Source organism: Flavobacterium sp. CAN_S2 (assembly GCF_015752255.1).
Lineage (GTDB): Bacteria > Bacteroidota > Bacteroidia > Flavobacteriales > Flavobacteriaceae > Flavobacterium.
Genome location: NZ_JADOVA010000001.1, coordinates 1109188 through 1130097, shown reverse-complemented (window position 1 = coordinate 1130097; position 20910 = coordinate 1109188). Strand labels below are relative to the sequence as shown.

General features: G+C 35.3%; 23 protein-coding genes. 12 read left to right on the top strand and 11 right to left on the bottom strand.

All coding sequences use genetic code 11. From position 1 onward, the window contains the following. Window positions 1–118 precede the first annotated feature (118 nt). The 5 genes from IWX80_RS05095 to IWX80_RS05075 all read right to left on the bottom strand — a co-directional run bounded on the left by IWX80_RS05095 (window position 119) and on the right by IWX80_RS05075 (window position 4824). Window positions 119–616: a DUF6646 family protein gene (locus IWX80_RS05095; protein WP_196852423.1), complete on the bottom strand. Its 498-nt coding sequence runs from the start codon at window positions 614–616 to the stop codon at window positions 119–121. A 131-nt stretch (window positions 617–747) separates the two neighbouring features. Next, the gene (locus tag IWX80_RS05090; protein WP_196852422.1) at window positions 748–1473 is read right to left on the bottom strand and encodes a metallophosphoesterase family protein; all 726 of its coding nucleotides are present in this window, start codon (window positions 1471–1473) and stop codon (window positions 748–750) included. Window positions 1474–1923: 450 nt separating this feature from the next. Continuing rightward, window positions 1924–3063 (bottom strand): ATP-binding protein, encoded by a 1140-nt coding sequence (locus IWX80_RS05085; RefSeq protein WP_196852421.1) that lies wholly within the window; start codon window positions 3061–3063, stop codon window positions 1924–1926. An 84-nt stretch (window positions 3064–3147) separates the two neighbouring features. Further along, on the bottom strand, window positions 3148–3903 hold the full coding sequence (locus tag IWX80_RS05080) for an SDR family NAD(P)-dependent oxidoreductase (protein ID WP_196852420.1): 756 nt from the start codon (window positions 3901–3903) through the stop codon (window positions 3148–3150). 48 nt (window positions 3904–3951) lie between these two features. Then, entirely contained in the window at window positions 3952–4824 is an 873-nt protein-coding gene (locus IWX80_RS05075) for an aldo/keto reductase (protein WP_196852419.1), read from the bottom strand. Between the two features lie 212 nt (window positions 4825–5036). Between IWX80_RS05075 and IWX80_RS05070 the strand changes: the two genes are divergently transcribed. The 9 genes from IWX80_RS05070 (at window position 5037) to IWX80_RS05030 (ending at window position 14523) form a co-directional block, all read left to right on the top strand. Further along, window positions 5037–6041 carry an AAA family ATPase gene (locus tag IWX80_RS05070; protein ID WP_091166367.1) on the top strand — a complete coding sequence of 335 codons (1005 nt, stop codon included), beginning with the start codon at window positions 5037–5039 and terminating at the stop codon, window positions 6039–6041. A gap of 80 nt (window positions 6042–6121) precedes the next feature. Further along, on the top strand, window positions 6122–6985 hold the full coding sequence (locus IWX80_RS05065) for a DUF58 domain-containing protein (protein ID WP_131908067.1): 864 nt from the start codon (window positions 6122–6124) through the stop codon (window positions 6983–6985). A 17-nt stretch (window positions 6986–7002) separates the two neighbouring features. Further along, on the top strand, window positions 7003–8634 hold the full coding sequence (locus IWX80_RS05060) for a hypothetical protein (RefSeq protein ID WP_196852418.1): 1632 nt from the start codon (window positions 7003–7005) through the stop codon (window positions 8632–8634). Continuing rightward, complete coding sequence (locus tag IWX80_RS05055) at window positions 8634–9635, top strand: vWA domain-containing protein (protein ID WP_196852417.1); 1002 nt, start codon at window positions 8634–8636, stop codon at window positions 9633–9635. The genes IWX80_RS05060 and IWX80_RS05055 overlap by 1 nt, the downstream gene beginning before the upstream one ends. 40 nt (window positions 9636–9675) lie before the next feature. Beyond that, complete coding sequence (locus IWX80_RS05050; RefSeq protein WP_113636319.1) at window positions 9676–10707, top strand: VWA domain-containing protein; 1032 nt, start codon at window positions 9676–9678, stop codon at window positions 10705–10707. A 47-nt stretch (window positions 10708–10754) separates the two neighbouring features. Continuing rightward, window positions 10755–11522, top strand: coding sequence for a tetratricopeptide repeat protein (locus IWX80_RS05045; RefSeq protein ID WP_091166362.1), 768 nt, complete (start codon window positions 10755–10757; stop codon window positions 11520–11522). 20 nt (window positions 11523–11542) lie between these two features. Next, window positions 11543–13288: a BatD family protein gene (locus IWX80_RS05040; protein WP_196852416.1), complete on the top strand. Its 1746-nt coding sequence runs from the start codon at window positions 11543–11545 to the stop codon at window positions 13286–13288. A gap of 64 nt (window positions 13289–13352) precedes the next feature. Beyond that, the gene (locus tag IWX80_RS05035; RefSeq protein WP_196852415.1) at window positions 13353–13733 is read left to right on the top strand and encodes a GxxExxY protein; all 381 of its coding nucleotides are present in this window, start codon (window positions 13353–13355) and stop codon (window positions 13731–13733) included. A gap of 46 nt (window positions 13734–13779) precedes the next feature. Continuing rightward, on the top strand, window positions 13780–14523 hold the full coding sequence (locus tag IWX80_RS05030; protein ID WP_196852414.1) for a tetratricopeptide repeat protein: 744 nt from the start codon (window positions 13780–13782) through the stop codon (window positions 14521–14523). A 22-nt stretch (window positions 14524–14545) separates the two neighbouring features. On the opposite strand, the gene IWX80_RS05025 is transcribed toward IWX80_RS05030, so the two are convergent. Then, the gene (locus IWX80_RS05025; protein ID WP_121364148.1) at window positions 14546–15049 is read right to left on the bottom strand and encodes a CvpA family protein; all 504 of its coding nucleotides are present in this window, start codon (window positions 15047–15049) and stop codon (window positions 14546–14548) included. 143 nt (window positions 15050–15192) lie between these two features. Between IWX80_RS05025 and IWX80_RS05020 the strand changes: the two genes are divergently transcribed. The 3 genes from IWX80_RS05020 (at window position 15193) to IWX80_RS05010 (ending at window position 17165) form a co-directional block, all read left to right on the top strand. Beyond that, the gene (locus tag IWX80_RS05020) at window positions 15193–15549 is read left to right on the top strand and encodes a hypothetical protein (protein ID WP_113636327.1); all 357 of its coding nucleotides are present in this window, start codon (window positions 15193–15195) and stop codon (window positions 15547–15549) included. Window positions 15550–15659: 110 nt separating this feature from the next. Further along, a complete protein-coding gene (pheS, locus tag IWX80_RS05015) occupies window positions 15660–16679 on the top strand; it encodes a phenylalanine--tRNA ligase subunit alpha (RefSeq protein WP_196852413.1) in 1020 nt (339 codons plus the stop codon). A gap of 78 nt (window positions 16680–16757) precedes the next feature. Further along, window positions 16758–17165 carry a hypothetical protein gene (locus IWX80_RS05010; protein ID WP_196852412.1) on the top strand — a complete coding sequence of 136 codons (408 nt, stop codon included), beginning with the start codon at window positions 16758–16760 and terminating at the stop codon, window positions 17163–17165. Here the strand turns inward: IWX80_RS05010 and IWX80_RS05005 are convergent. The 5 genes from IWX80_RS05005 to IWX80_RS04985 form a co-directional block, all read right to left on the bottom strand. After that, window positions 17136–17384 carry a hypothetical protein gene (locus tag IWX80_RS05005; protein WP_196852411.1) on the bottom strand — a complete coding sequence of 83 codons (249 nt, stop codon included), beginning with the start codon at window positions 17382–17384 and terminating at the stop codon, window positions 17136–17138. The genes IWX80_RS05010 and IWX80_RS05005 overlap by 30 nt on opposite strands. An 8-nt stretch (window positions 17385–17392) precedes the next feature. After that, the gene (locus tag IWX80_RS05000) at window positions 17393–17608 is read right to left on the bottom strand and encodes a hypothetical protein (protein ID WP_196852410.1); all 216 of its coding nucleotides are present in this window, start codon (window positions 17606–17608) and stop codon (window positions 17393–17395) included. Between the two features lie 35 nt (window positions 17609–17643). Next, complete coding sequence (locus IWX80_RS04995; RefSeq protein WP_196852409.1) at window positions 17644–18639, bottom strand: NAD(P)H-dependent glycerol-3-phosphate dehydrogenase; 996 nt, start codon at window positions 18637–18639, stop codon at window positions 17644–17646. Window positions 18640–18947: 308 nt separating this feature from the next. After that, the gene (locus IWX80_RS04990) at window positions 18948–20111 is read right to left on the bottom strand and encodes an iron-containing alcohol dehydrogenase (protein ID WP_196852408.1); all 1164 of its coding nucleotides are present in this window, start codon (window positions 20109–20111) and stop codon (window positions 18948–18950) included. A 4-nt stretch (window positions 20112–20115) separates the two neighbouring features. Beyond that, window positions 20116–20880, bottom strand: a complete 765-nt coding sequence (locus tag IWX80_RS04985) for a type 1 glutamine amidotransferase domain-containing protein (protein ID WP_196852407.1) — start codon at window positions 20878–20880, stop codon at window positions 20116–20118. Window positions 20881–20910: the final 30 nt, after the last annotated feature.

Sequence of the window (20910 nt, the reverse complement as noted above, 5' to 3'; positions counted from 1 at the left end):
ACAAGGAATCAAATTTGATTTGTAAAACCAAATTATAATAAACTGAAAAAGGCAATTTGAACTATTCAAATTGCCTTTTTTTATTTCAAATTCTTAGTGAACTTTCAGAATAATTTTTCTACAAGTTGAAAGAAGCACCAATATTAAACGTGAATTGGTTATTCAATTTGTCAAAACCTATTGGATTTGTTTTGTAACTGGCAATTGGAATTCCAGCTTCGGTGAACACACCAAAACCTTCGGTAAAGAAATAACGGAAACCTAAATGTGCACCAAAATTTCTTAATCCTAAATTTAATCCTGGGTAAATATCCATTTTTGGATCTAATTCAAAAACATTTCCCAAGTTTGCATTGAAACGTGCTTTAACATCTACTCTATCTCCAAAATCAGGCTTATTTCCTAAATCATCTTTAGAAACAGACAACAAATAAGAGGTAACAAATCCGAAAGACATGTTTTCTCCAAGACCAAAATCAGAAGAAACACGAATTCCTGATCCTCCGTTTTGGAAGTTAGCTCCAACATCAAATTTAACGTCGCCTTTTCCTTTGAAAGCCTGTGCATTGATCAAACCAACAGTCAATAGTAATACTAATGTAATAATCTTTTTCATATGAAGATAAAATTTGTTTTTTATTGGAATATGGAATTTGCATATCTTGATTGGTGTTCGCGACCAATTTTCGGTTATGCTCATTTCATACTCTTATTTTTTTAATTGGTGCAAAAGTAGTTCAATAAAATCTAATTTCTTCCTTTCTCGTCAAAATACAGTTGGCTCAAAGGTTCGCTTTGCCAAAATTCCTTACTGTCAACATCCATAATAGTCAAGGGTCCTTTGAAGGCCGCCCCTGTATCTACGTTCCAAACATTAGCCTTTTGTACGGGAGTGGTTTCACCAATTCGGGTAACGGGCGTGTGACCAATATAGATTTCATCATATAAAGTAAAACGTTTTGGATAAAACGGGTGGTCAATTTTCATTGTTGTGTCTAATGCCAATGCTGTTTCCCACAAGGTTCTGTCCCAATAAAAGAGCCCAGGAAAATATTCAAAATCTACACCGTTCATATTGGTAAAACCAGCATGAACATACAAACGACGCTGCTCGTCCAGATGATAATTATCCAGAGATTTCAGAAATTCAATGTGCTTTTGCTTCGTTTCTCCGCTGACAGATTCGTAGGCCAAAACCGTAGCTTCTCCGCCATGTTTGTACCACAACAGATTGTCTTTGCTTTCATCAAGCCATTCCAGCAATAAGTCGTCGTGGTTCCCGCGAATGCAAATGCAATTTTGTTTAGTTTTTAAATCAATGATAAAATCAAGTACCTGAGGAGATTGGCTCCAGCCATCAACGTAATCGCCCAAAAAAATTAGGGTATCTTTTTTAGTAACTTTGGCTCTTTCCATAATTTGGTGCAGCGCTCGCAAACCACCGTGAATGTCGCCTATAACAAGTGTTCTCATTTACTGTATTTCTTTTTATTAATGCAAAAATAGCAGAAAATAAGCACTATTTTTCAAGTCATAAAATTAAGTAAAAGTGCGATGAACCAAGCTTTTTTAGTTTATTATTTTTTAAAAAATTAAAGAATTTGTGTTTTAACATGAAATCGAAATATCACTGTTTTAGGTGATTGTTTTATTTAATTTTTCGGATTAGTTTTACAAAAAATTAAACTTTTTTCAAATGAGTACACTTGTTTCGTTATCGTTGCTGTTGGCTAAAATGATTTGTCAAGTCTTAAAAGAATTGTTGGCTTTTATTTAGAATGTATGAAAACTAAAAAGCTCTATTGCTACTGATTTTTAATTTTAACATCCTGCAACTATTTTTTTAATTAAAGTTGGATAATAATTTGAATGAATTATTAGAAAATGATATTGGTTCAAATCCACAAAAATAATTTCTCAGAATCACTGCACATCATATTTCATCTTTCTCAAAATCCGCAACGCTTCTTTGAACGATAAATACACTTGGTTAAAAGGTTTCAACAGTGTTTTTGCATCAATCAGTTTTTGTTTGGCTTCTTCAAAACCGTTAAGGTAACAAATCATAAAAGTGGAAGGCAAATTCTCTAAATCTTTGTGCTCCCTTTCGGTTAACGAAAGTCCTTTTTGGAGTTTTTTCAGCAAAGCAATATTGGCATTGTAAATGTGAAATAACATTTTCTTGTTGAATTCTGGAGGCTGAAACAGCATCTCTCTTTCAATTTTGTAATAGCCATTATCATGAAAATGAATCGTTTGCTTTTCTAAAGGATAATAGCTCGTTTTGTCGTTCAAGCCCAAAGGAACATATTCAATAATGGTAAAAGTATCTTCGTCAAAAGTGATTTCGACTACATCCTGAGCCGAATAAAAAAGCTTGATTTGTTCGTTTATCAATTCGATATCTACGCGTGATAAATAAGTTTTATCACGAGACTTTTTGGCAATGCCTGCCCAGCAAATCACAAATAATTCTTTGAAAACTTTATACTTTGGCGCCATATCCTTGTGGCGAAAATTCATGAAATCAATCACGCCATCGAGTGTGTTTTCAATGCTGTTTCTAGAATTGTTTTCGATGTCAATTACGGTTTCCGTATTCTGGTAATTCTTTTCAATTTCGCCTTCGACTGGCATTGTGTTACTGCCTCGCCGTATAAAAATACTGTTGGCAGGAATCGTGTGAATTCCTTTTTTGAAATGGGAAGTTTTGCTTTTTGGCTTGACCGTTACCAATCCGATCACTTTATCTTTTGGCAAGTTTGGGAAAGGCACATTTTCGTACTGAATTTTCGGAGGATTTTCCAGATAGGCATTCACTAAATTCTGAATCCGGCTGTCGTCAAAAAAATCATCGCCCACAATAAGATTGTCATGATCTTCCACGCCCACCACGATATAGGAATTATTCGTGGGATTTGAATTAGAGAGCGCACAAATGTGTTTTAAAAATTTGGCTTTTCCTTCTCGTGTATGCAAATTCAACTGACGCTTTTTATCATAAAAACTACTCTCATCATTGTGAGCAAGCAGGTTCTTGATAAGAATGCGTTTGTTGATCATACAATTAGATTTTTAGATTTCTTAGACGGTTGGATTCTTAGATTCTCCTAATAATCTAAAAATCCAACAATCTAAAAATCAAATTTAAATATCTCTTTTTAAAATAGTCGCCGAGGCTTGCGCTGTGGGTAACACCATCAAATCGGCAATATTTACATGGTATGGTCTGGAAACTACAAAGTGAATAATATCAGCTATATCTTCTGGATGTAATGGTTCAAAACCTTTGTAAACATTGGCGGCTTTGTCTGTATCGCCTTTAAAACGCACTTCGCTAAATTCGGTTTCTACGGCACCTGGATGAATGGCGCCAACGCGAATTCCGTAAGGATTCAAGTCCATCCTCATGGCTTGGCTCAAGGCATCAACAGCATGTTTGGAGGCACAATAGACGTTTCCGTTTGGATATACTTCTTTTCCGGCTATGGAACCAATGTTGATAATGTGACCTGATTTTCGTTCGATCATTTGTGGGATAATTGCTTTTGAAACATACAAAAGCCCTTTGACATTAATGTCAATCATGGCGTCCCAATCATCTAAATCCCCGTTTTGAATGGGATCTAAACCATGCGCATTTCCGGCATTATTAATCAAAACATCAATTGTGGAAAAAGCTTCCGGGATGGAATTGATACTTTCAAAAACCGCTTTTTTATCCCGAACATCAAAGGACAAAGTATGCACTTCAGTAAATTCCGAAAGTTCTTTTTTTAGATCATTTAATCGGTCTTCACGGCGTCCGCAAAGAATAATTTTATAGTTGTTTTTAGCTAATATTTGTGCTGTTGCTTTACCAATTCCGCTGGTTGCTCCGGTCACTAAGGCTGTTTTAGTCATGAGTTTTTTTCTGTTTTTGATTCTAAAGTTGCTGAACTGAAAACTATTTTAGGCTACATCATCGCCCATGCTTGCGGTCCAGATGGCAAACCAATCTTCTTTGTCTAATTCTAATTCTACTGCTTTCATCAATGATTGAATTCGGGCCACATTTACGGTTCCTGCAATAGGAATTACTTGAGCCGGATGTTTTAAAATCCATGAAAGTAAAATCGAATCTGATCCCAAATGGTATTTTGAAACCAAGGTCGCCAGTAATTTTTTCAATCGTCTGGTTTGTGGAATATCTTTTCTAAAAACGGATCCCAGCGGATTCCATGACATCGGTCGAATGTTGTTCGCTTGCATATAATCAAAACTTCCGTCCACCATTGGTTCGAAATTCGTTGCCGAAAATTGAACCTGATTGTATAAAACTTCTGTTTTCTGACTAATTAATTCTGTTTGTGAAGATGTAAAATTAGAAAGCCCAAAATCGATGATTTTCCCGTCTGATTTTAGTTTTAGAACCGCCTCGGCAATTTCATCTGCCTGCATCAAGGGACTTGGTCTGTGGAGTAAAAGAACATCCAGATAATCCGTCTGTAAATTTTTTAAGGAATTCTCAACGGACCAGATAATATAATCTTTAGAATACTCGTAATGTTTAATTTTATTGTCTCGGTTTCCGGTTACCATTTGGATACCACACTTCGAAATCAACTGTAATTTTTCTCGTGCAATTTTACTGGAAGCGAATGCTTTTCCAAAGTCGGTTTCGGTGGTGTAATCTCCGTATATATCGGCATGGTCAAAGGTGCTGATTTTGTTTTCTAAACACACATTAATCATGTTTTCCATTTCTTTGGTATTGAGATTTTTATCCCAAATTCCCCAATTCATTACACCCGCTACAATAGGTGATAATTTTGTTTTGCTCATGGTTTTTATTTTTTATTGAAATGCGTAAATCTTGTAATTCAAAGTATATTTTTCAAAGTTCTTAAAAATATAAAAATTGTATCACAATTAGTCCTTAAAATTAGGGGTTTTATTGAAGTTTTAACCATTTATTAACATCTTACTTCTAAAAAAAAATTCAATTTGCACCTTCAAAACGAAGGCATTAAATTCAAGGTTTTAAAAATAATAAAATGGAAGAAAATACGGCGACTTTAGACATCAGAGCAATCAATGAAAAAATCGAAAGAGAGAGTGCATTTATAGACCTTCTCACAATGGAAATGAACAAGGTTATTGTGGGTCAAAAGCACATGGTGGAGCGTTTGTTAATTGGACTTTTGGGTCAAGGGCATATTTTATTGGAAGGTGTTCCTGGATTAGCAAAAACTTTAGCGATAAACACCCTTTCGCAAGCCGTTCAGGGATCTTTCAGCAGAATTCAATTTACACCGGATTTATTGCCAGCCGATGTTGTGGGAACAATGATTTACAACATTAAGGCTAATGAATTTTCGATAAAAAAAGGACCAATCTTCGCTAATTTCGTCCTTGCCGATGAGATTAACCGTGCTCCTGCCAAAGTGCAATCAGCATTACTGGAAGCCATGCAGGAAAAGCAAGTGACTATTGGTGACACTACTTTCAAACTGGACAGACCATTCTTGGTTTTGGCTACTCAAAATCCAATTGAACAAGAAGGAACATATCAATTACCTGAAGCTCAGGTCGATCGTTTCATGTTGAAAACGGTTATTGATTATCCAAAAATGGAAGATGAACGTTTAGTGATTCGTCAAAACTTAAAAGGAAGTTACGAAAAAGTAAATGCTGTAGTTTCAGTGGAACAAATTTTACGCGCTCAGGAAGCAGTTCGTGAGGTTTACATGGATGAAAAAATAGAAAAATACATACTTGATATCATTTTTGCCACGCGTTATCCGGAGAAATATAAATTGGCTGATTTGAAACCATTAATCAGTTTTGGAGCGTCACCACGTGGAAGTATCAATTTGGCGACTGCCGCAAAATGCTACGCTTTTATCAAACGTCGTGGTTATGTAATTCCAGAGGATGTTCGTGCGGTAGTTCATGATGTATTGCGTCACAGAATTGGAGTTACCTATGAAGCGGAAGCTGAAAACATTACTTCAGTAGACATCATCAACAAAATCGTAAACGAAGTAGAAGTACCTTAAAGTTTGTTTAATGTTTAGAGTTTTAAGTTGTTGGATTACGACTTGGAACGTTAAGCTTTTAAACTTTAAACAAATTAAAAATGGATACAAAAGACCTGTTAAAAAAAGTCCGAAAAATAGAAATCAAAACCCGAAGATTGAGCGATCACATCTTTTCGGGAGAGTATCATACGTCTTTCAAAGGTCGTGGAATGACGTTCAGTGAAGTGCGTCAATATCAGTACGGAGATGATATCCGTGCGATTGATTGGAATGTGACCGCACGTTACAACGAAGCGCACGTAAAAGTTTTTGAGGAAGAACGCGAATTGACCATGATGTTAATGGTTGATATTTCGGGTTCGGAAAGTTTTGGTTCGAAAAATCAATTCAAGAAAGATATTGTTACGGAAATTGCTGCAACAATGGCTTTTTCAGCAACTCAAAACAATGATAAAATAGGTTTGATTTTGTTTTCCGATGAAATCGAATTGTATATTCCGCCAAAAAAAGGGAGATCACACGTACTTCGAATCATTCGGGAATTAATAGAATTTCAGCCTAAAAGCCGAAAAACGGATATTGCTCAAGCCTTAAAATTTTTATCGGGAACTCAAAAAAAGAAAGCGATTGTGTTTGTGATTTCTGATTTCATGTCGGAAGATTATGAGCAAACATTGAAAATTGCTGCAAAAAAACACGACATAACCGGGATTCGCGTGTACGACATTCGAGAGGAAAAAATGCCGGATTTAGGTATGGTTTCTATGCTTGATGCCGAAACCGGAGCAGTTGAATTGATAAATACCGGTTCGAAAGCAGTGCGAATGAATTATGAAAAACAGTACCGCGACAAAGTCAATTATTTTAAAGAAACATTCAGTAAATCAGGTTCCGGTGTTGTAAACACTAGAGTTGATGAAAGTTATGTGACGAAATTATTAAGTTATTTCAAATCGAGATAAGGGTTCAATAATAAAAGATGAAAAAACAATTATACCTACTACTATTGCTGCTTTCCACTGCGGTTTTTGCACAACAAAAGCAAGTAGTCACAAGTATTGACACGACTAAAAATAAAATTGGTGCGGAATTTAAACTGTCCATAAAAACTACTGTTGATACTTCGTCTAAAGTCATTTTTCCCAAATTGAAAAACTTTGGAGCTTTAGAGGTGATTCAGTCGTATCCTATTGATACGGTTAAAATGGACGGCCGTTATGAATTAATCAAAAAATACGGTTTAACCCAATTTGATTCCGGTAGATATGTGGTTCCAAGTATCAAGATTTTTATCAACAGCAAACCGTTTTTGACGGATTCACTTTTGGTTGAAGTGGCAAATGTTCAAGTAGATACTTTGAAACAAAAAATGTTTGACATCAAGGACATTGCTCCAGCGGATAACCCAATTGGCGACTGGTGGAAATACCTGTTGATTATTGCTTTGATTGTAGGTATTGGAGCTTTTATTTATTGGTTTATTAAAAAACGCCAAGAAAAGAAATTACAGGAAGAAATTTATAAAACTCCAATCGAGAAAGCGACTACTTTGCTGGATACTTTAGAGAAAAAAGAACTTTGGCAAAAAGGAGAAGTCAAAGCCTATTATAGTGAATTGACGGATATAGCAAGGAATTATATTGAAGAAGCAATTGAAATTCCGGCTATGGAAAGCACGACTTCGGAATTGATTCAGGGTCTTAGAGCAGCTTCTGTAAAAAAGAAAATGACGCTTTCGCAGGAAATTATCGAAAATCTGGAGCGTGTTTTGAAACAAGCCGATTTAGTAAAATTTGCCAAGTCAAAACCATTGGATTTTGAAATCACAGAAGACCGAAATAAAATTCAAAAAGCAATTCTGACACTAGATAATTCAATTCCTGTGGAAATTCCGGTAGAGGAAGACATGTTGTTGAATGAAGCGCAAAGACAAAAACAAATCCAAATTCAGTTGCGCAAACAAAGGAACAAACGCATCGTAACTGCGGTGGCTTCGGTTGTTTTTTTATTGGCAGCGACCACGACTTTTTTCATTGTTACCAAAGGGTTTGATTATGTAAAAGACAATATTATTGGTCATCCCACAAAAGAATTATTGGAAGGTGAGTGGGTAAAAAGTGAGTACGGAAATCCGGGAATTATCATAGAAACACCAAAAGTACTTAAGAGAGTAGATTTGACAAAAACACTCCCTAAAAACGGAATGGCTTTGATCAAAGAAATGCAGTCCTTTGTTTATGGAAGTCTTTTAGATCGTTTTTATGTGATGGTTTCTACACTAAAATTCAAAGCAGAAACTCAAATTGATTTGGCAAAATCTATGGACGGTGCATTGCAATCACTTGAAGCGCAAGGAGCTCAAAACATGATTGTAAAACAAGAAGATTTTGAAACTAATGAAGGAGTCAAAGGATTGAAAGCCTACGGAACGTTCTCCCAAATTGATAGCGACAATAAGACTACTGCAAAAATGTATTATGAAGCAATATTGTTTAGCCAGGAAGGCGGATTGCAACAGATTTTAATTTTTCATGAAGAAGGAGATAAGTATGGCAACGAAATATCAGAACGCGTTTTGAATGCTGTCGAATTAAAACAAGCAAGTAAATAATGGACAAAATAACATTTTTAAACCCAGAATTTTTTTGGTTGTTTCTACTGATTCCAGTTGTAATTGTGTGGTTCATGCGAAAAAAGAACCATCAATCAGCCACGTTAAAAATAAGCTCGTTAGAAGGATTTAAAGGAACAGGATCGTATTTGACCAAGTTAAAACCGATGTTGAATGTGCTTCGGGTTTTGGCTTTATGCTCTTTGATTGTAGCCATGGCTAGGCCAAGGACGGTCGATGTGAGTAATAAGACTAAAACGACGAAAGGAATTGATATCGTCATGGCGATAGACGTTTCCGGAAGTATGCTGGCCAAGGATTTGAAACCGAACAGAATGGAAGCCCTCAAAAGAGTAGCTGCTGATTTTGTAGAAGAACGACCAAATGACAGGATTGGACTTGTGGTTTATGCCTCTGAAGCATACACAAAAACGCCGGTAACTAGTGATAAAGCGGTTATTCTGGCTGCTATCAACAGCATTAAATATGATAATGTTTTGCAGGACGGAACCGGAATAGGAATGGGATTAGCGACTGCTGTCAATAGATTGAAAGACAGTCAGGCAAAAAGTAAGGTAATTATTCTTTTGACTGACGGTGTGAATAATGCTGGATTTATCGAGCCGGAAACAGCATCGGATATTGCCAAACAATACGGAATCAAAGTGTATACTGTTGGAATTGGAACTAATGGAATGGCCATGTTTCCTTATGCTATCGCACCAAATGGGAAGTTTTTGTTCCAAATGATGAAAGTGGAAATTGACGAGCAGTTGATGAAAAATATCGCCAGAAAAACAGACGGTAAATATTTCAGAGCTACAAGCAATAGCAAATTAGCGGAGATTTATGCTTCCATCAATAAACTGGAAACGACTGAAATCGAAGAATTAAAATTCTATGATTACGATGAAAAATTCAGACCTTTTATATGGTTCGCCGGTTTTTTATTATTGTTGGAAGTGGGATTAAGGAATACGGTTTTTAAAAGCTTTATATAATGACAGTCGCAAACTGAAAACTGCGACTAAAAGTAAAAAAATGGAATTAGACGAAAAAAAATATTTATATCTTCTCTTTATACTGCCCTTGGTGGTGTTGGTTTTTCTGTTCAATTTATATTGGAAAAGAAAAAAACAACGCGAGTTTGGCGATTTAGAAATGGTAAAAAAACTGAGTCCGGAAAGTTCAGTTTTTAAACCCGTTTTGAAAGTAACAGTTTTGATTTTGGCTTTACTTGGACTGATTCTTGGTTTGGTAAACCCAAAGATTGGTACCAAAATGGAAACCGTAAAACGAGAAGGAATTGACATTGTTTTTGCAGTGGATGTCTCCAAAAGTATGCTGGCCGAAGACGTAGCGCCAAACAGATTGGATAAAAGCAAGCAAATTGTTTCGCAAATTATTAATCAGTTAGGTAGTGACAGAATAGGAATTGTGGCTTATGCAGGAAGTGCTTTCCCAGTTTTACCCATCACTACAGATTATAGCGTGGCAAAAATGTTTCTGCAAAGCATGAATACGGATATGGTTTCTTCTGTAGGAACATCATTTAACGAAGCGATTAAATTATCGTCAACCTATTTTGATGATAAAAAAACGAGTAAGTTATTGATTATGATTTCGGATGGTGAGGACCATAACGAAGGTGCTGATGAAGCCGCCGAAGAAGCAAATAAACTTGGAATTAAAATTATTACAATTGGTGTTGGAACTGAAAAAGGAGGTACTATTCCATTAAAAAGAAATGGAATTGTCGAAGGTTTCAAGAAAGACAATAACAACGAAGTAGTGATAACAAAATTGGTTCCGGAAAGTCTGACAGCCATTGCAAAAGCCACAAAAGGAGGGTATGTAAATGGTAATAACACTAAAGAAGTACTGGAATATGTTAAGAATGCTTTGAATAATATTCAAAAAACAGAGTTTGAAGCGACTGAAATGGCAGATTTTCAATCGCAATTTCAATGGTTTTTGGGTTTTGCCTTTTTGCTGTTATTTGTTGATGTATTTCTGTTGGAAAGAAAAACAAGTTGGGTTAAAAAGTTGGATTTATTTAACGAGAATAAATAATTATTTCTAAAAGGTTTAAAAGCCTTCTGGATTTATAGATACAATAAATGAAAAGATTTAAAATTATCATAATTGCCTTTTTAATCGTTGCTTTCTCCGGGACAGCTGGATTGCATGCGCAACAAAAAGATCGAATTTTGCCCAAAGGAAACCAAGATTATGCGGATAATAAATTTGTGGATGCGGAGGCTAATTACCGAATTTCGGATTCAAAATTTCCTAATAAAGCAGCTGCGCCTTTTAATCTTGGAAATAGTATTTACAAGCAAAAACAATCTTCCGAAGCTAAGTTTGCTTACGCCAAAGCCTTAAAAAATTCAAAAACAAGACCTCAGAAACACCGTGCTTTTCATAATCTTGGGAATGTGTTCATGAATGAAAAAGATTATACACAAGCGGTTGAAGCGTACAAGAATGCTTTGCGAAATGATCCAACTGATGAGGAAACACGTTATAATTATGCTTTGGCCAAAAAAATGCTGAAAGACAATCCGCCAAAGGACGATAAGAAAAAAGACGAGAAAAAAGATCAGGAAAAGAAAGACGATAAAAAGGACGACAAGAAAGACGGCGAAAAAGACAAAAAGGACGATAAAGAAAAAGATAAGAAAGACGATAAAGGAGATCAGGACAAACAAAATAAAGACCCGAAACCCAACGATAAAGGAGAACCAAAACCTGCTCCTGGAGGAATTTCTAAGGAACGATTAGAAAATCTTTTGGATGCCGTGAATAAAGAAGAAAAGAAAATTCAGGACAAAGTGAATGCCCAAAAAGTAAAAGGAAAACCAGTTAAAACGGAGAAGGATTGGTAGTTCAATTAGAGAGTTTGAAAATGAAAAAATATATAGCGGCGATTGTTTTATTGGTGTGCAGCACACTCAGCGCTCAGGTTCAGTTTGAGGCCAGAGTGAGCAAAACCACGCTGGGCTTGAATGAAAGACTGCGTATTGATTTTATGATGAATGTAGATGGCGATAATTTTGTTCAGCCGTCTTTTGATGGTTTCCGCATTATAGCTGGACCAAGTCAGCAAGTGAGTCAATCGTGGGTAAACGGAAGAAGCTCTTTTGAAAAAGCATATTCTTATTTTCTGACACCCAATCAAAAAGGAACATTCATAATTAAGCCGGCGGCTATCGAGTACAACGGTCAAATCTATAAAACGGCACCTGTAAAAATCATTGTGACCGCTGCCACAGAACAGCCTAGAGACCCAAACGATACTCAAATGTCTGGGGATGAAAACCTGTATCTGGTTGCTGATGTTTCTAAAACAAATCCATACATCAACGAACCCATTACAGTTGTTTATAAATTGTATTTTGGTAACATTGGAATTTCGAACGTTGGAGAATCAAGTAAGCCTAAATACAATGATTTTTGGAGCCAAAATATCGAAATCAAACAACCTGTGGCAGAAGAAGGAATTTTCAAGGGCCAGAATTTCAGGTTTATTGTACTGAAAAAAGTAGTGCTGTATCCGCAAAAATCGGGCAGACTTAAAATTGAGCCGTTGTCATTATCGGTAGATGTGGAATTACCAACAAACCGTAGGGATATGTTTGGTCGTATGATGCTCACGCAAACCACTAAACGTGTTTCGGCTGGAGCCAAAACCATTAACGTTAAGCCATTACCTGAGGCAGGAAAACCAGATGATTTTAGCGGTGCGGTTGGAGATTTTGATTTTAAAGTTACTCCATCAAAGACTAATTTGAAACATGGAGAAAGCCTTGATTTGGTTGTAAGTGTAACAGGAAAAGGAAATTTAAAACTATTCAGTTTGCCAAAACCTGTAGTGCCAAATGCACTGGAGATGTACGATGCCGTTCACAGCGAAGATATCAGTACACCACTTTCTGGAATGGCTGGAAAATCGTCGGATAGTTATGCAATAATTCCACAATACAGAGGGAATTATCCGGTTAAACCAATGCAGTTTTCTTATTTTGATTTGAGTTCCGGAACCTATAAAACGTTGCGTTCTCCGCAGATTATGATTAATGTTTTGGATGGTCCTACACCGGCTGATTCCACAGCAACTGGTGGAAATAAGAATAAAATTGCAGCGGTAGAGGAATTTAAGAACATCAAGTCAAAAACCAATCTTTTTACCATTGACAAAGAGGATTTCTTTGGATCGAAATTGTTTATTGGATTGTTGTTGCTTCCTTTTTTACTGGTGCCAATAATTGTGTTATTCAAAAAGAAGAAAGAGGCTATGGATGGTGACATTTCCGGAAACAGAATTCGAATGAATAACAAATTGGCCAAGAAATATTTATCAGAAGCGAAGAAACAAATTAGCAATAAAGAACTGTTTTACATTGCGCTGGAAAAAGCGATGCATAATTTCCTGAAAGCGAAATTACACATTGAAACTTCAGAAATGAGCAAGGATAATATTCAGGAATTATTGTTGTCCCGAAATGCAAAACCAGAAGCTGTAAATGATTTTATTGCACTTACTGAAAATTGTGAAGTGGCTCGTTATGCACCTTCGTCAAGTGTTACGATACAACAGGATTTTGATAAAGCGGTATTTATAATCTCTGAATTAGAAAAACAAATTGCTTAATATTTATTTGCTTAACCACAAAGTGCACAAAGAAGGCACAGCGCACACTAGTTTTATAAAATAAATGACTGAAAACGAAATATCAAAAATTGTATTCGAAAGTGCTTTGAAAGTACATAAAGTTTTAGGTCCCGGACTATTGGAAAGTGCTTATGAAGAGTGTTTGTTTTATGAACTTAAAAAAAGTAATTTAAAAGTAGAAAAGCAGAAAGCGCTTCCTTTGATTTATGAAGAAGTAAAACTGGATGTTGGGTACAGAATTGATATGATTATTGAGAATAAATTTATTGTCGAGGTAAAATCTGTTGAAGCTTTGACAGATGTTCATTTGGCTCAATTACTAACGTATTTGAGATTGTCGGATTGCAGATTAGGATTACTAATTAATTTTAATGTAAAATTGCTAAAAGAAGGAGTAAGACGAGTTATAAATGGAGCACTTTAAATAGTGATCTTTGCGACTTCCTTGTGACCTTCGTGTTTAAATTTTTATGAAAAACATTCTATACATATTATTACTTTCAACCCAGATTTTCTTTGCCCAAAACGGCTTCGAAAAAGGGAATGCATATTATGCAAAAGGAAAGTACACTGAAGCCGTGACAGCTTATGAAAGTGTTTTAAAAGACAATAAGCAGTCCTCGGAATTGTATTTTAATTTAGGAAATGCCTATTATAAATTGAATGAGGTAGCGCCTTCGATTTACTATTATGAAAAAGCATTGGTACTGAATCCAAACGATAAGGAAAGTATAAACAACTTGAAATTCGCTCAAAAAAGAACCATTGATGAGATTAAAGTAATTCCAAAAGTGGGTTTTGGAAAGTTACTTCGGGATTTCACTGGAATTTATCATTACAATACTTGGGGATGGATTTCTGTAGGGTTGGCGACATTTTTTTTATTGTTTTTTATCGGATATTATTTTTCACAAAGAACACTTTCTAAACGTATTTTCTTCTTTGGAATGTTCGCCGTATTTTTTTTGATGGTCATTGCTTTATCTGCTGCAATTATGGAGAAAAGTCATTTTGATACAGAAAAACCAGCCATAATTTTTGCCGAAAGAACAAATATGAAGTCGGAACCCAGAGATGGTGGAAAGCCATTATTAGTATTGCATGAAGGAACAAAAGTGTTTGTTTTTGAAACTATTGGAAAATGGAAAAAAATACAACTTACAGATGGAACCGAAGGCTGGATTGAAACTAGTGCGATTAAGGAAGTGAAATAATAATATTCACGGTAAATTTTGCTTACTTTTTCTTCAAACTACTATACCATTCCTTTAGTGACGGATACATATATCCCGCTGTTTTTTGGATTGGATTGTAAAAAAGAGAATTGTCTAAAGTTTCTTTTTTGGCTAAAATATGATTGTAATTTATTTTTTCGAAAACTGCAAACACAATACTGATAATCAAAATTGTTTTCAGTACTCGGAAAAAACCGCCGCCCAATTTATTCAACCAGCCTAAAAAAGCAAAATCGGCAATTCCTGTGAGGAACTTTCCTAAAATTGTGACTACCACAACCACAGCGATAAACGTCAGTATAAAGGCAACAACCTGGATTGTATTGGGATTCCACTTCACATATCCTACTAAAATATCCCGCATAAAGGAAGAAAATTTGACAGCAAAATAAATTCCAGCCAATAGCGAAACCAACGAAGCTAGTTCGACAAAAAGACCATTTCTGATTCCTTTATAAAAAGCGAAAGCGAGTAGTACACCCAAAATAATATCTAAAAACCCCATAACGCTTAATTAAGAAAATTATATCCGCAAATATAAAAGAATTGTTCTTTACCATTGTCAGTTTTCAAGTTCTTATCTTTGCCAAAATAATTTTATGAGCGCGGATTTCATAATTCATAATTCATAATTCATAATTCAAAAAAATGTCAAGAGACACGCAACTTAAAGAACGCTGGGAACAGCTTGTAAATATACTTTCCAATCAATTTTCGCAAGGTGAAGATTTAGATTTAGACGCCATAATTTATTTAATTGGTGTTCAGGAACTCGGAAAAGTTCATAGAGAGTTTAAAAAAGACGAAAAATTAAACCTGATGCACATCGCAATTTGCCGTTTATTAGAGCCGTATGGTTTTTATGAATTCGAATTTTTTGATGAAGACGGATGGCCACATTACAAAGTAAAAGAGGAATTACCACCGCTAAAAGCTGGAGAACAATCGGTTTTGATGAAAGAAGCCATTGTAAATTATTTCTTGGAACGGGAAGTAATAGAATAGCTAATTTAAGTAGCATGTTTAGTTTTAAATGTAATACAACAAACTTGAAACTTTAAACTTGAAACTTGGAACAAATTTCTTAAATTTGCACTCTCAATTATGCAATGAAAATGATAGATAAGATAAAAGAATATATTGGCGAAGCACAGGCTTTTTCAACGCAAAATACAGCAGAATTAGAAACATTCCGAATCAAATTTCTAGGAAGCAAAGGACTTTTGAAAGAGCTTTTCGCCGAATTTAAAAATGTTCCTAACGACCAAAAAAAGGAATTTGGACAGGTGATTAATCTGCTTAAAACTTCTGCCGAAGAAAAAGTAAAGACCATTCAGGAAGCTTTGGAAAACAAAGAAGAAAGTAAAGGCTTTTACGGGGATTTAACCCGTTCTGCGGAACCAATGATTATTGGCTCTCGTCACCCTATTTCATTGGTGAAAAACCAAATTATAGATATCTTTTCGAATATTGGTTTTAACGTTTCCGAAGGTCCTGAAATCGAAGATGACTGGCATAATTTTACCGCGCTAAATTTACCGGAATACCATCCGGCGCGCGACATGCAAGACACGTTTTTCATTCAAACCAATCCTGATATTTTGTTGCGCACGCACACGTCATCGGTACAAGTGCGGTATATGGAAAATAATAAACCGCCCATACGTACCATTTCTCCAGGAAGAGTTTTTCGTAATGAGGCAGTTTCGTCTCGTTCTCACTGTATTTTCCACCAAGTGGAAGGATTATACATTGACAAAGATGTTTCTTTTGCCGACTTAAAACAAACGCTTTTGTATTTTACCAAAGAGATGTTTGGGAAATCAAAAATCCGTTTGCGTCCGTCTTATTTTCCGTTTACTGAACCAAGTGCTGAGGTTGATATTTATTGGGGTTTAAAAACAGAAACCGATTATAGAATTACCAAAGGAACTGGTTGGTTAGAAATCATGGGTTGCGGAATGGTAGATCCTAACGTCTTGAAAAACTGTGGCATCAATCCTGATGAATACAACGGTTTCGCATTCGGGATGGGAATCGAAAGAATTGCCATGTTGTTGTATCAAATCGGCGATATCCGTATGTTTTACGAAAATGACGTTCGTTTCTTGGAGCAATTCAAATCCTCAATTTAGTCAAAAGTTATAAAGTAGAAAGGAATAGCTATTTTTGATTTTCCTCGACTTTACGACCTTAGACATTAAGAGTAACTTATGAAAAAAGACATTATCATACCCGAAGTAGAAAACGTATTTTTTGCGGCAGTCCAGGAATGGAGTGACGATTTCATGGAAAAAGTATGGTACGCTTATTTAGTCAATGACAGCGATTTCTTAATCGAAAGTGTTATGGTGGTTTCTAAAGCTTTTGGCACAATCGATGGCGAAATGAAAAAAACATCACTTTTGCGTCACGCTTTTATTGAAGTTCCTGCTGTTTCTGTGGTGAAAGTTGAAATGATTGAAAAAAGTGTTTTGGCGCTAAACAATGAATTCATGCTTACGTTTTTTATGGACGGAAAATTATACGATAAAAAGTTCATTTTCAAAGCAAATTCCATCAACGAAACAGAAGTAGAAGAAGTACCTATTTTATTTGTTGACGGCGTTATCGTGAGATAAGCTGGTATTACTTTCTCTTTTTATTTTCTTCTTCCAACTAAAATAACTGACCACAAAAATCCCTGCTAGAACAAATAATAACATTCGGGATAAATTCTTTTTGGACAAAAACGCATCTTCAAAAGACATTTCGAACAGGTCAAATCCAGCCATGATGAAAGAAACCATAAATCCCCAAATCAATCCGTATTTAATTTGAAATTTCCATCTTTCGCTCATAAAATTATTTATTGGTTTTGTTGTTTAACTTTTGATTTCCAAGTAAAATAACCCAAAACAAATATGCCGACCAAGATATAAGCGGTTGCGCGAATATAAAAATTTGGCGTAGCAACCTGTTCCGAAAAAGGGATTTCTTTGATGTCAAACAATACATTGAAAACCGTCATAAATACACCCCAAATTCCGCCCGTTTTAACCTGATATTTCCATCTTTCGCTCATGAAGTGATTGTGTTTGGTTATTATTTGAAGCTGAATTAATCCAGTTTATCAGTCAGTTTTTTGAATACGGATTTGGCATCCTGACCTTCATATAAAATACTGTAAACGGCATCAATAATTGGTGTTTTGGCACCATACGCCTGATTGAGTTTATAAGCGCTTTTTGCGGCATAATATCCTTCGGCAACCATACTCATTTCCATCATTGCAGATTTCACAGTGTAACCTTTACCAATCATATTTCCGAACATTCTATTTCTGGAGAATATAGAATAACCGGTAACCAATAAATCACCTAAGTAGGCAGAATCATTGATGTTACGTTTCATTTTGTGGACTTTTTTGATGAATTTCTTCATCTCACGAATCCCGTTACTCATTAATACTGATTGGAAATTATCGCCATAACCAAGACCATGAGCCATTCCTGCTGCAATTGCATAAATGTTCTTTAGCATCGCTGCGTATTCCGTTCCAATTATGTCGTCTGTAATTTTAGTTTTGATGTAATTTCCAGATAAATTTTTAGCTACGGTTTTAGCTTTGTCTGGATCGCCACACGCAATGGTAAGATAAGAAAGACGCTCCATGGCTACTTCTTCAGCGTGACAAGGGCCAGTGATTACACCAATGTTATAATAAGGAATGTCATATTTTACATGGAAATGTTCGCCTACAATTAAGCTTGTTTCTGGAACAATACCTTTAATTGCTGAGAAAATGATTTTATCTTTTAGGGAAACGGTTAGTTTTTCTAACTCACCATCTAAAAATGCAGATGGAATTGCGAAAATAATATAGTCAGCATACGCTACAGCTTCATTGATATCGCTAGTTAATTTCAGTTTTTTGATGTCAAATTCAACCGAACTTAAATAATTTGGATTGTGTTTATAGGTTTTAATGTGCTCTATAGCAGCTTCATTTCGCATATACCACGAAATTTCGGTCAGATTTACGCATAGCATTTTTGCTATGGCTGTCGCCCAACTTCCACCACCTATTACTGCGAATTTTATATTTTCAGCCATTTTTTTATTGTATTTAATCAAAAGTACTTAAAAAACCATCAATTAAGCAAATTTAATTATCCCTAGAAATGCTCTGTTTATATAGTTATAGTATATAATTGTCTTAATATTTTAAATTTAAAATAAATATTTTTGATTTTTTATACAATATAAATACAACTGTATCGTTATCAATATTTATTGTTTAAAAAATTAACAAAAAATGTGGATTGAATTAGTTAGTTATATTTTAGAATTTTAAAAGGCGTTCCCAAAAATGAGAACGCCTTTTTATTTAAAGCACTGTAATCGGTATTAAGTTATTTGAATTAATAACTCATTTCAACAATAGATTTAACCTTCTCTAAAGTGATATTTTGTTTTTCACCTAATCCTAACCAACCTCTTTCTTTAAAACGGTCCACTATAAAATCTGCCGTTTTATCATACTCTTTTGTATAATCGGATAATTTAGTGTCCATTCCCATCATGTGGAAAAATTCAACTGTTTTGTTGATGGCTTCGTTTGCTATTTCATCTTCCGTTCCAGTCAAATTGAAAATACGTTTTCCGTATTGTGCCAATTTTCCCTTTTTGGTTTCAAACATTACTCGGTATAAATTTGGACCCACAACTGCCAATGTTCTGGCATGATCGATTCCGTACAAAGCCGTTAATTCGTGCCCAATCATGTGCGTTGCCCAATCCGAAGGAACTCCTTTTTGGATTAATCCATTTAGAGCCATCGTACAACTCCACATAAAGTTGGAAGCCAAAGCATAATCTTTAGGATTTTCAACAACTTCTGGACCCACTTGAATCAAAGTTTGCAAAATACTTTCTGCAATTCTATCCTGAAGATATCCTTCGTGCGGATACGTTAAATATTGTTCTAAAACATGAGTATAAGCATCTACAACTCCATTTTGCAATTGTCTTTTTGGTAAAGAAGCAATAACTGTTGGGTCACAAATTGAGAATTTCGGGAATAAGGCACTTCCGCCAAACGCTAATTTCTCTTGAGTAGCTTCAATAGTTACTACAGCTCCTGAATTCATCTCGCTTCCAGTTGCTGGTAAAGTCAATACAGTTCCAAAAGGAACCACTTTAGATAAATCTTTGATCAATAATCTCTTTTGAAGAATATCCATTGGGTTTCCGTCAAAATTTACGGCGGCCGAAATGAATTTTACGCCATCAATTACAGAACCTCCACCTACGGCAAGGATAAAATCTATATTTTGTTCCTTGATAACGTCAACAGCTTTCATCAATGTTTCAAAATGCGGATTTGGTTCGATTCCTCCAAATTCCACAATTTCAAAACCTTTTAAATTATTGATTACCTGCTCATGAATTCCATTTTTGAAAATACTTCCGCCACCATACGCCAAAAGGATTTTTGCTCCTTGTGGCACTAACGTGGATAATTTTTCTATTTGTCCTTTTCCAAAAACTAAATTGGTAGGATTGTATAATTCGAAATTTAACATCTTCTTATTTTTTTGAATTCAATTGGTTCAATAATTTTTCTGCAACTAGTTTAGACGAAGCCGGGTTTTGACCTGTAATCAATAAGCCATCTTCTACTGCATAAGGCTGCCAATCTCCTATTTTTGAATAAGTTGCACCGTTAGCTTTCAAGGCATCTTCTAATAAAAATGGAACAACATTCGTTAATCCCACGGCTTCTTCTTCTGTATTTGAAAATCCAGTTACTTTTTTACCTTTAACTAAAAATTCCCCATTTACTTTTACGTTTTTCAACACTGCTGGTGAATGACATACAAAAGCAACAGGCTTGTTATTCGTGTAAAAAGATTCAATTAAAGCACTTGAAGTTGCATCCGTTGCCAAATCCCACAATGGACCATGACCTCCAGGATAAAAAACAGCATCATAATCAGCTTGTTTTACATCAGCTAGTTTGTGCGTTTTACTTAGTTTAGCTTGTAGTTCAGTATCTTTATCAAATCTTTTGGTGTCTTCAGTTGCCGAAGATGGATCTGAACTTTTTGGGTCAATTGGTGGCTGTCCTCCTAAGGGTGATGCAATATCAATGATTACACCTTTATCTGCTAACTCATAATAAGGTGCAGCAAATTCTTCAATCCAAAATCCTGTTTTTTCTCCTGTGTTCCCTAATTCACTGTGACTAGTTAGAACGAATAATACTTTTTTCATACCTTTTTTATTTTGTGCAGTTGCTGTAATACAACTTGCGGTTAATGCTATAATGGCAAATAATGCGATTTTCTTCATTTCTAATTTTGTTTGTACAAATTTACGGCG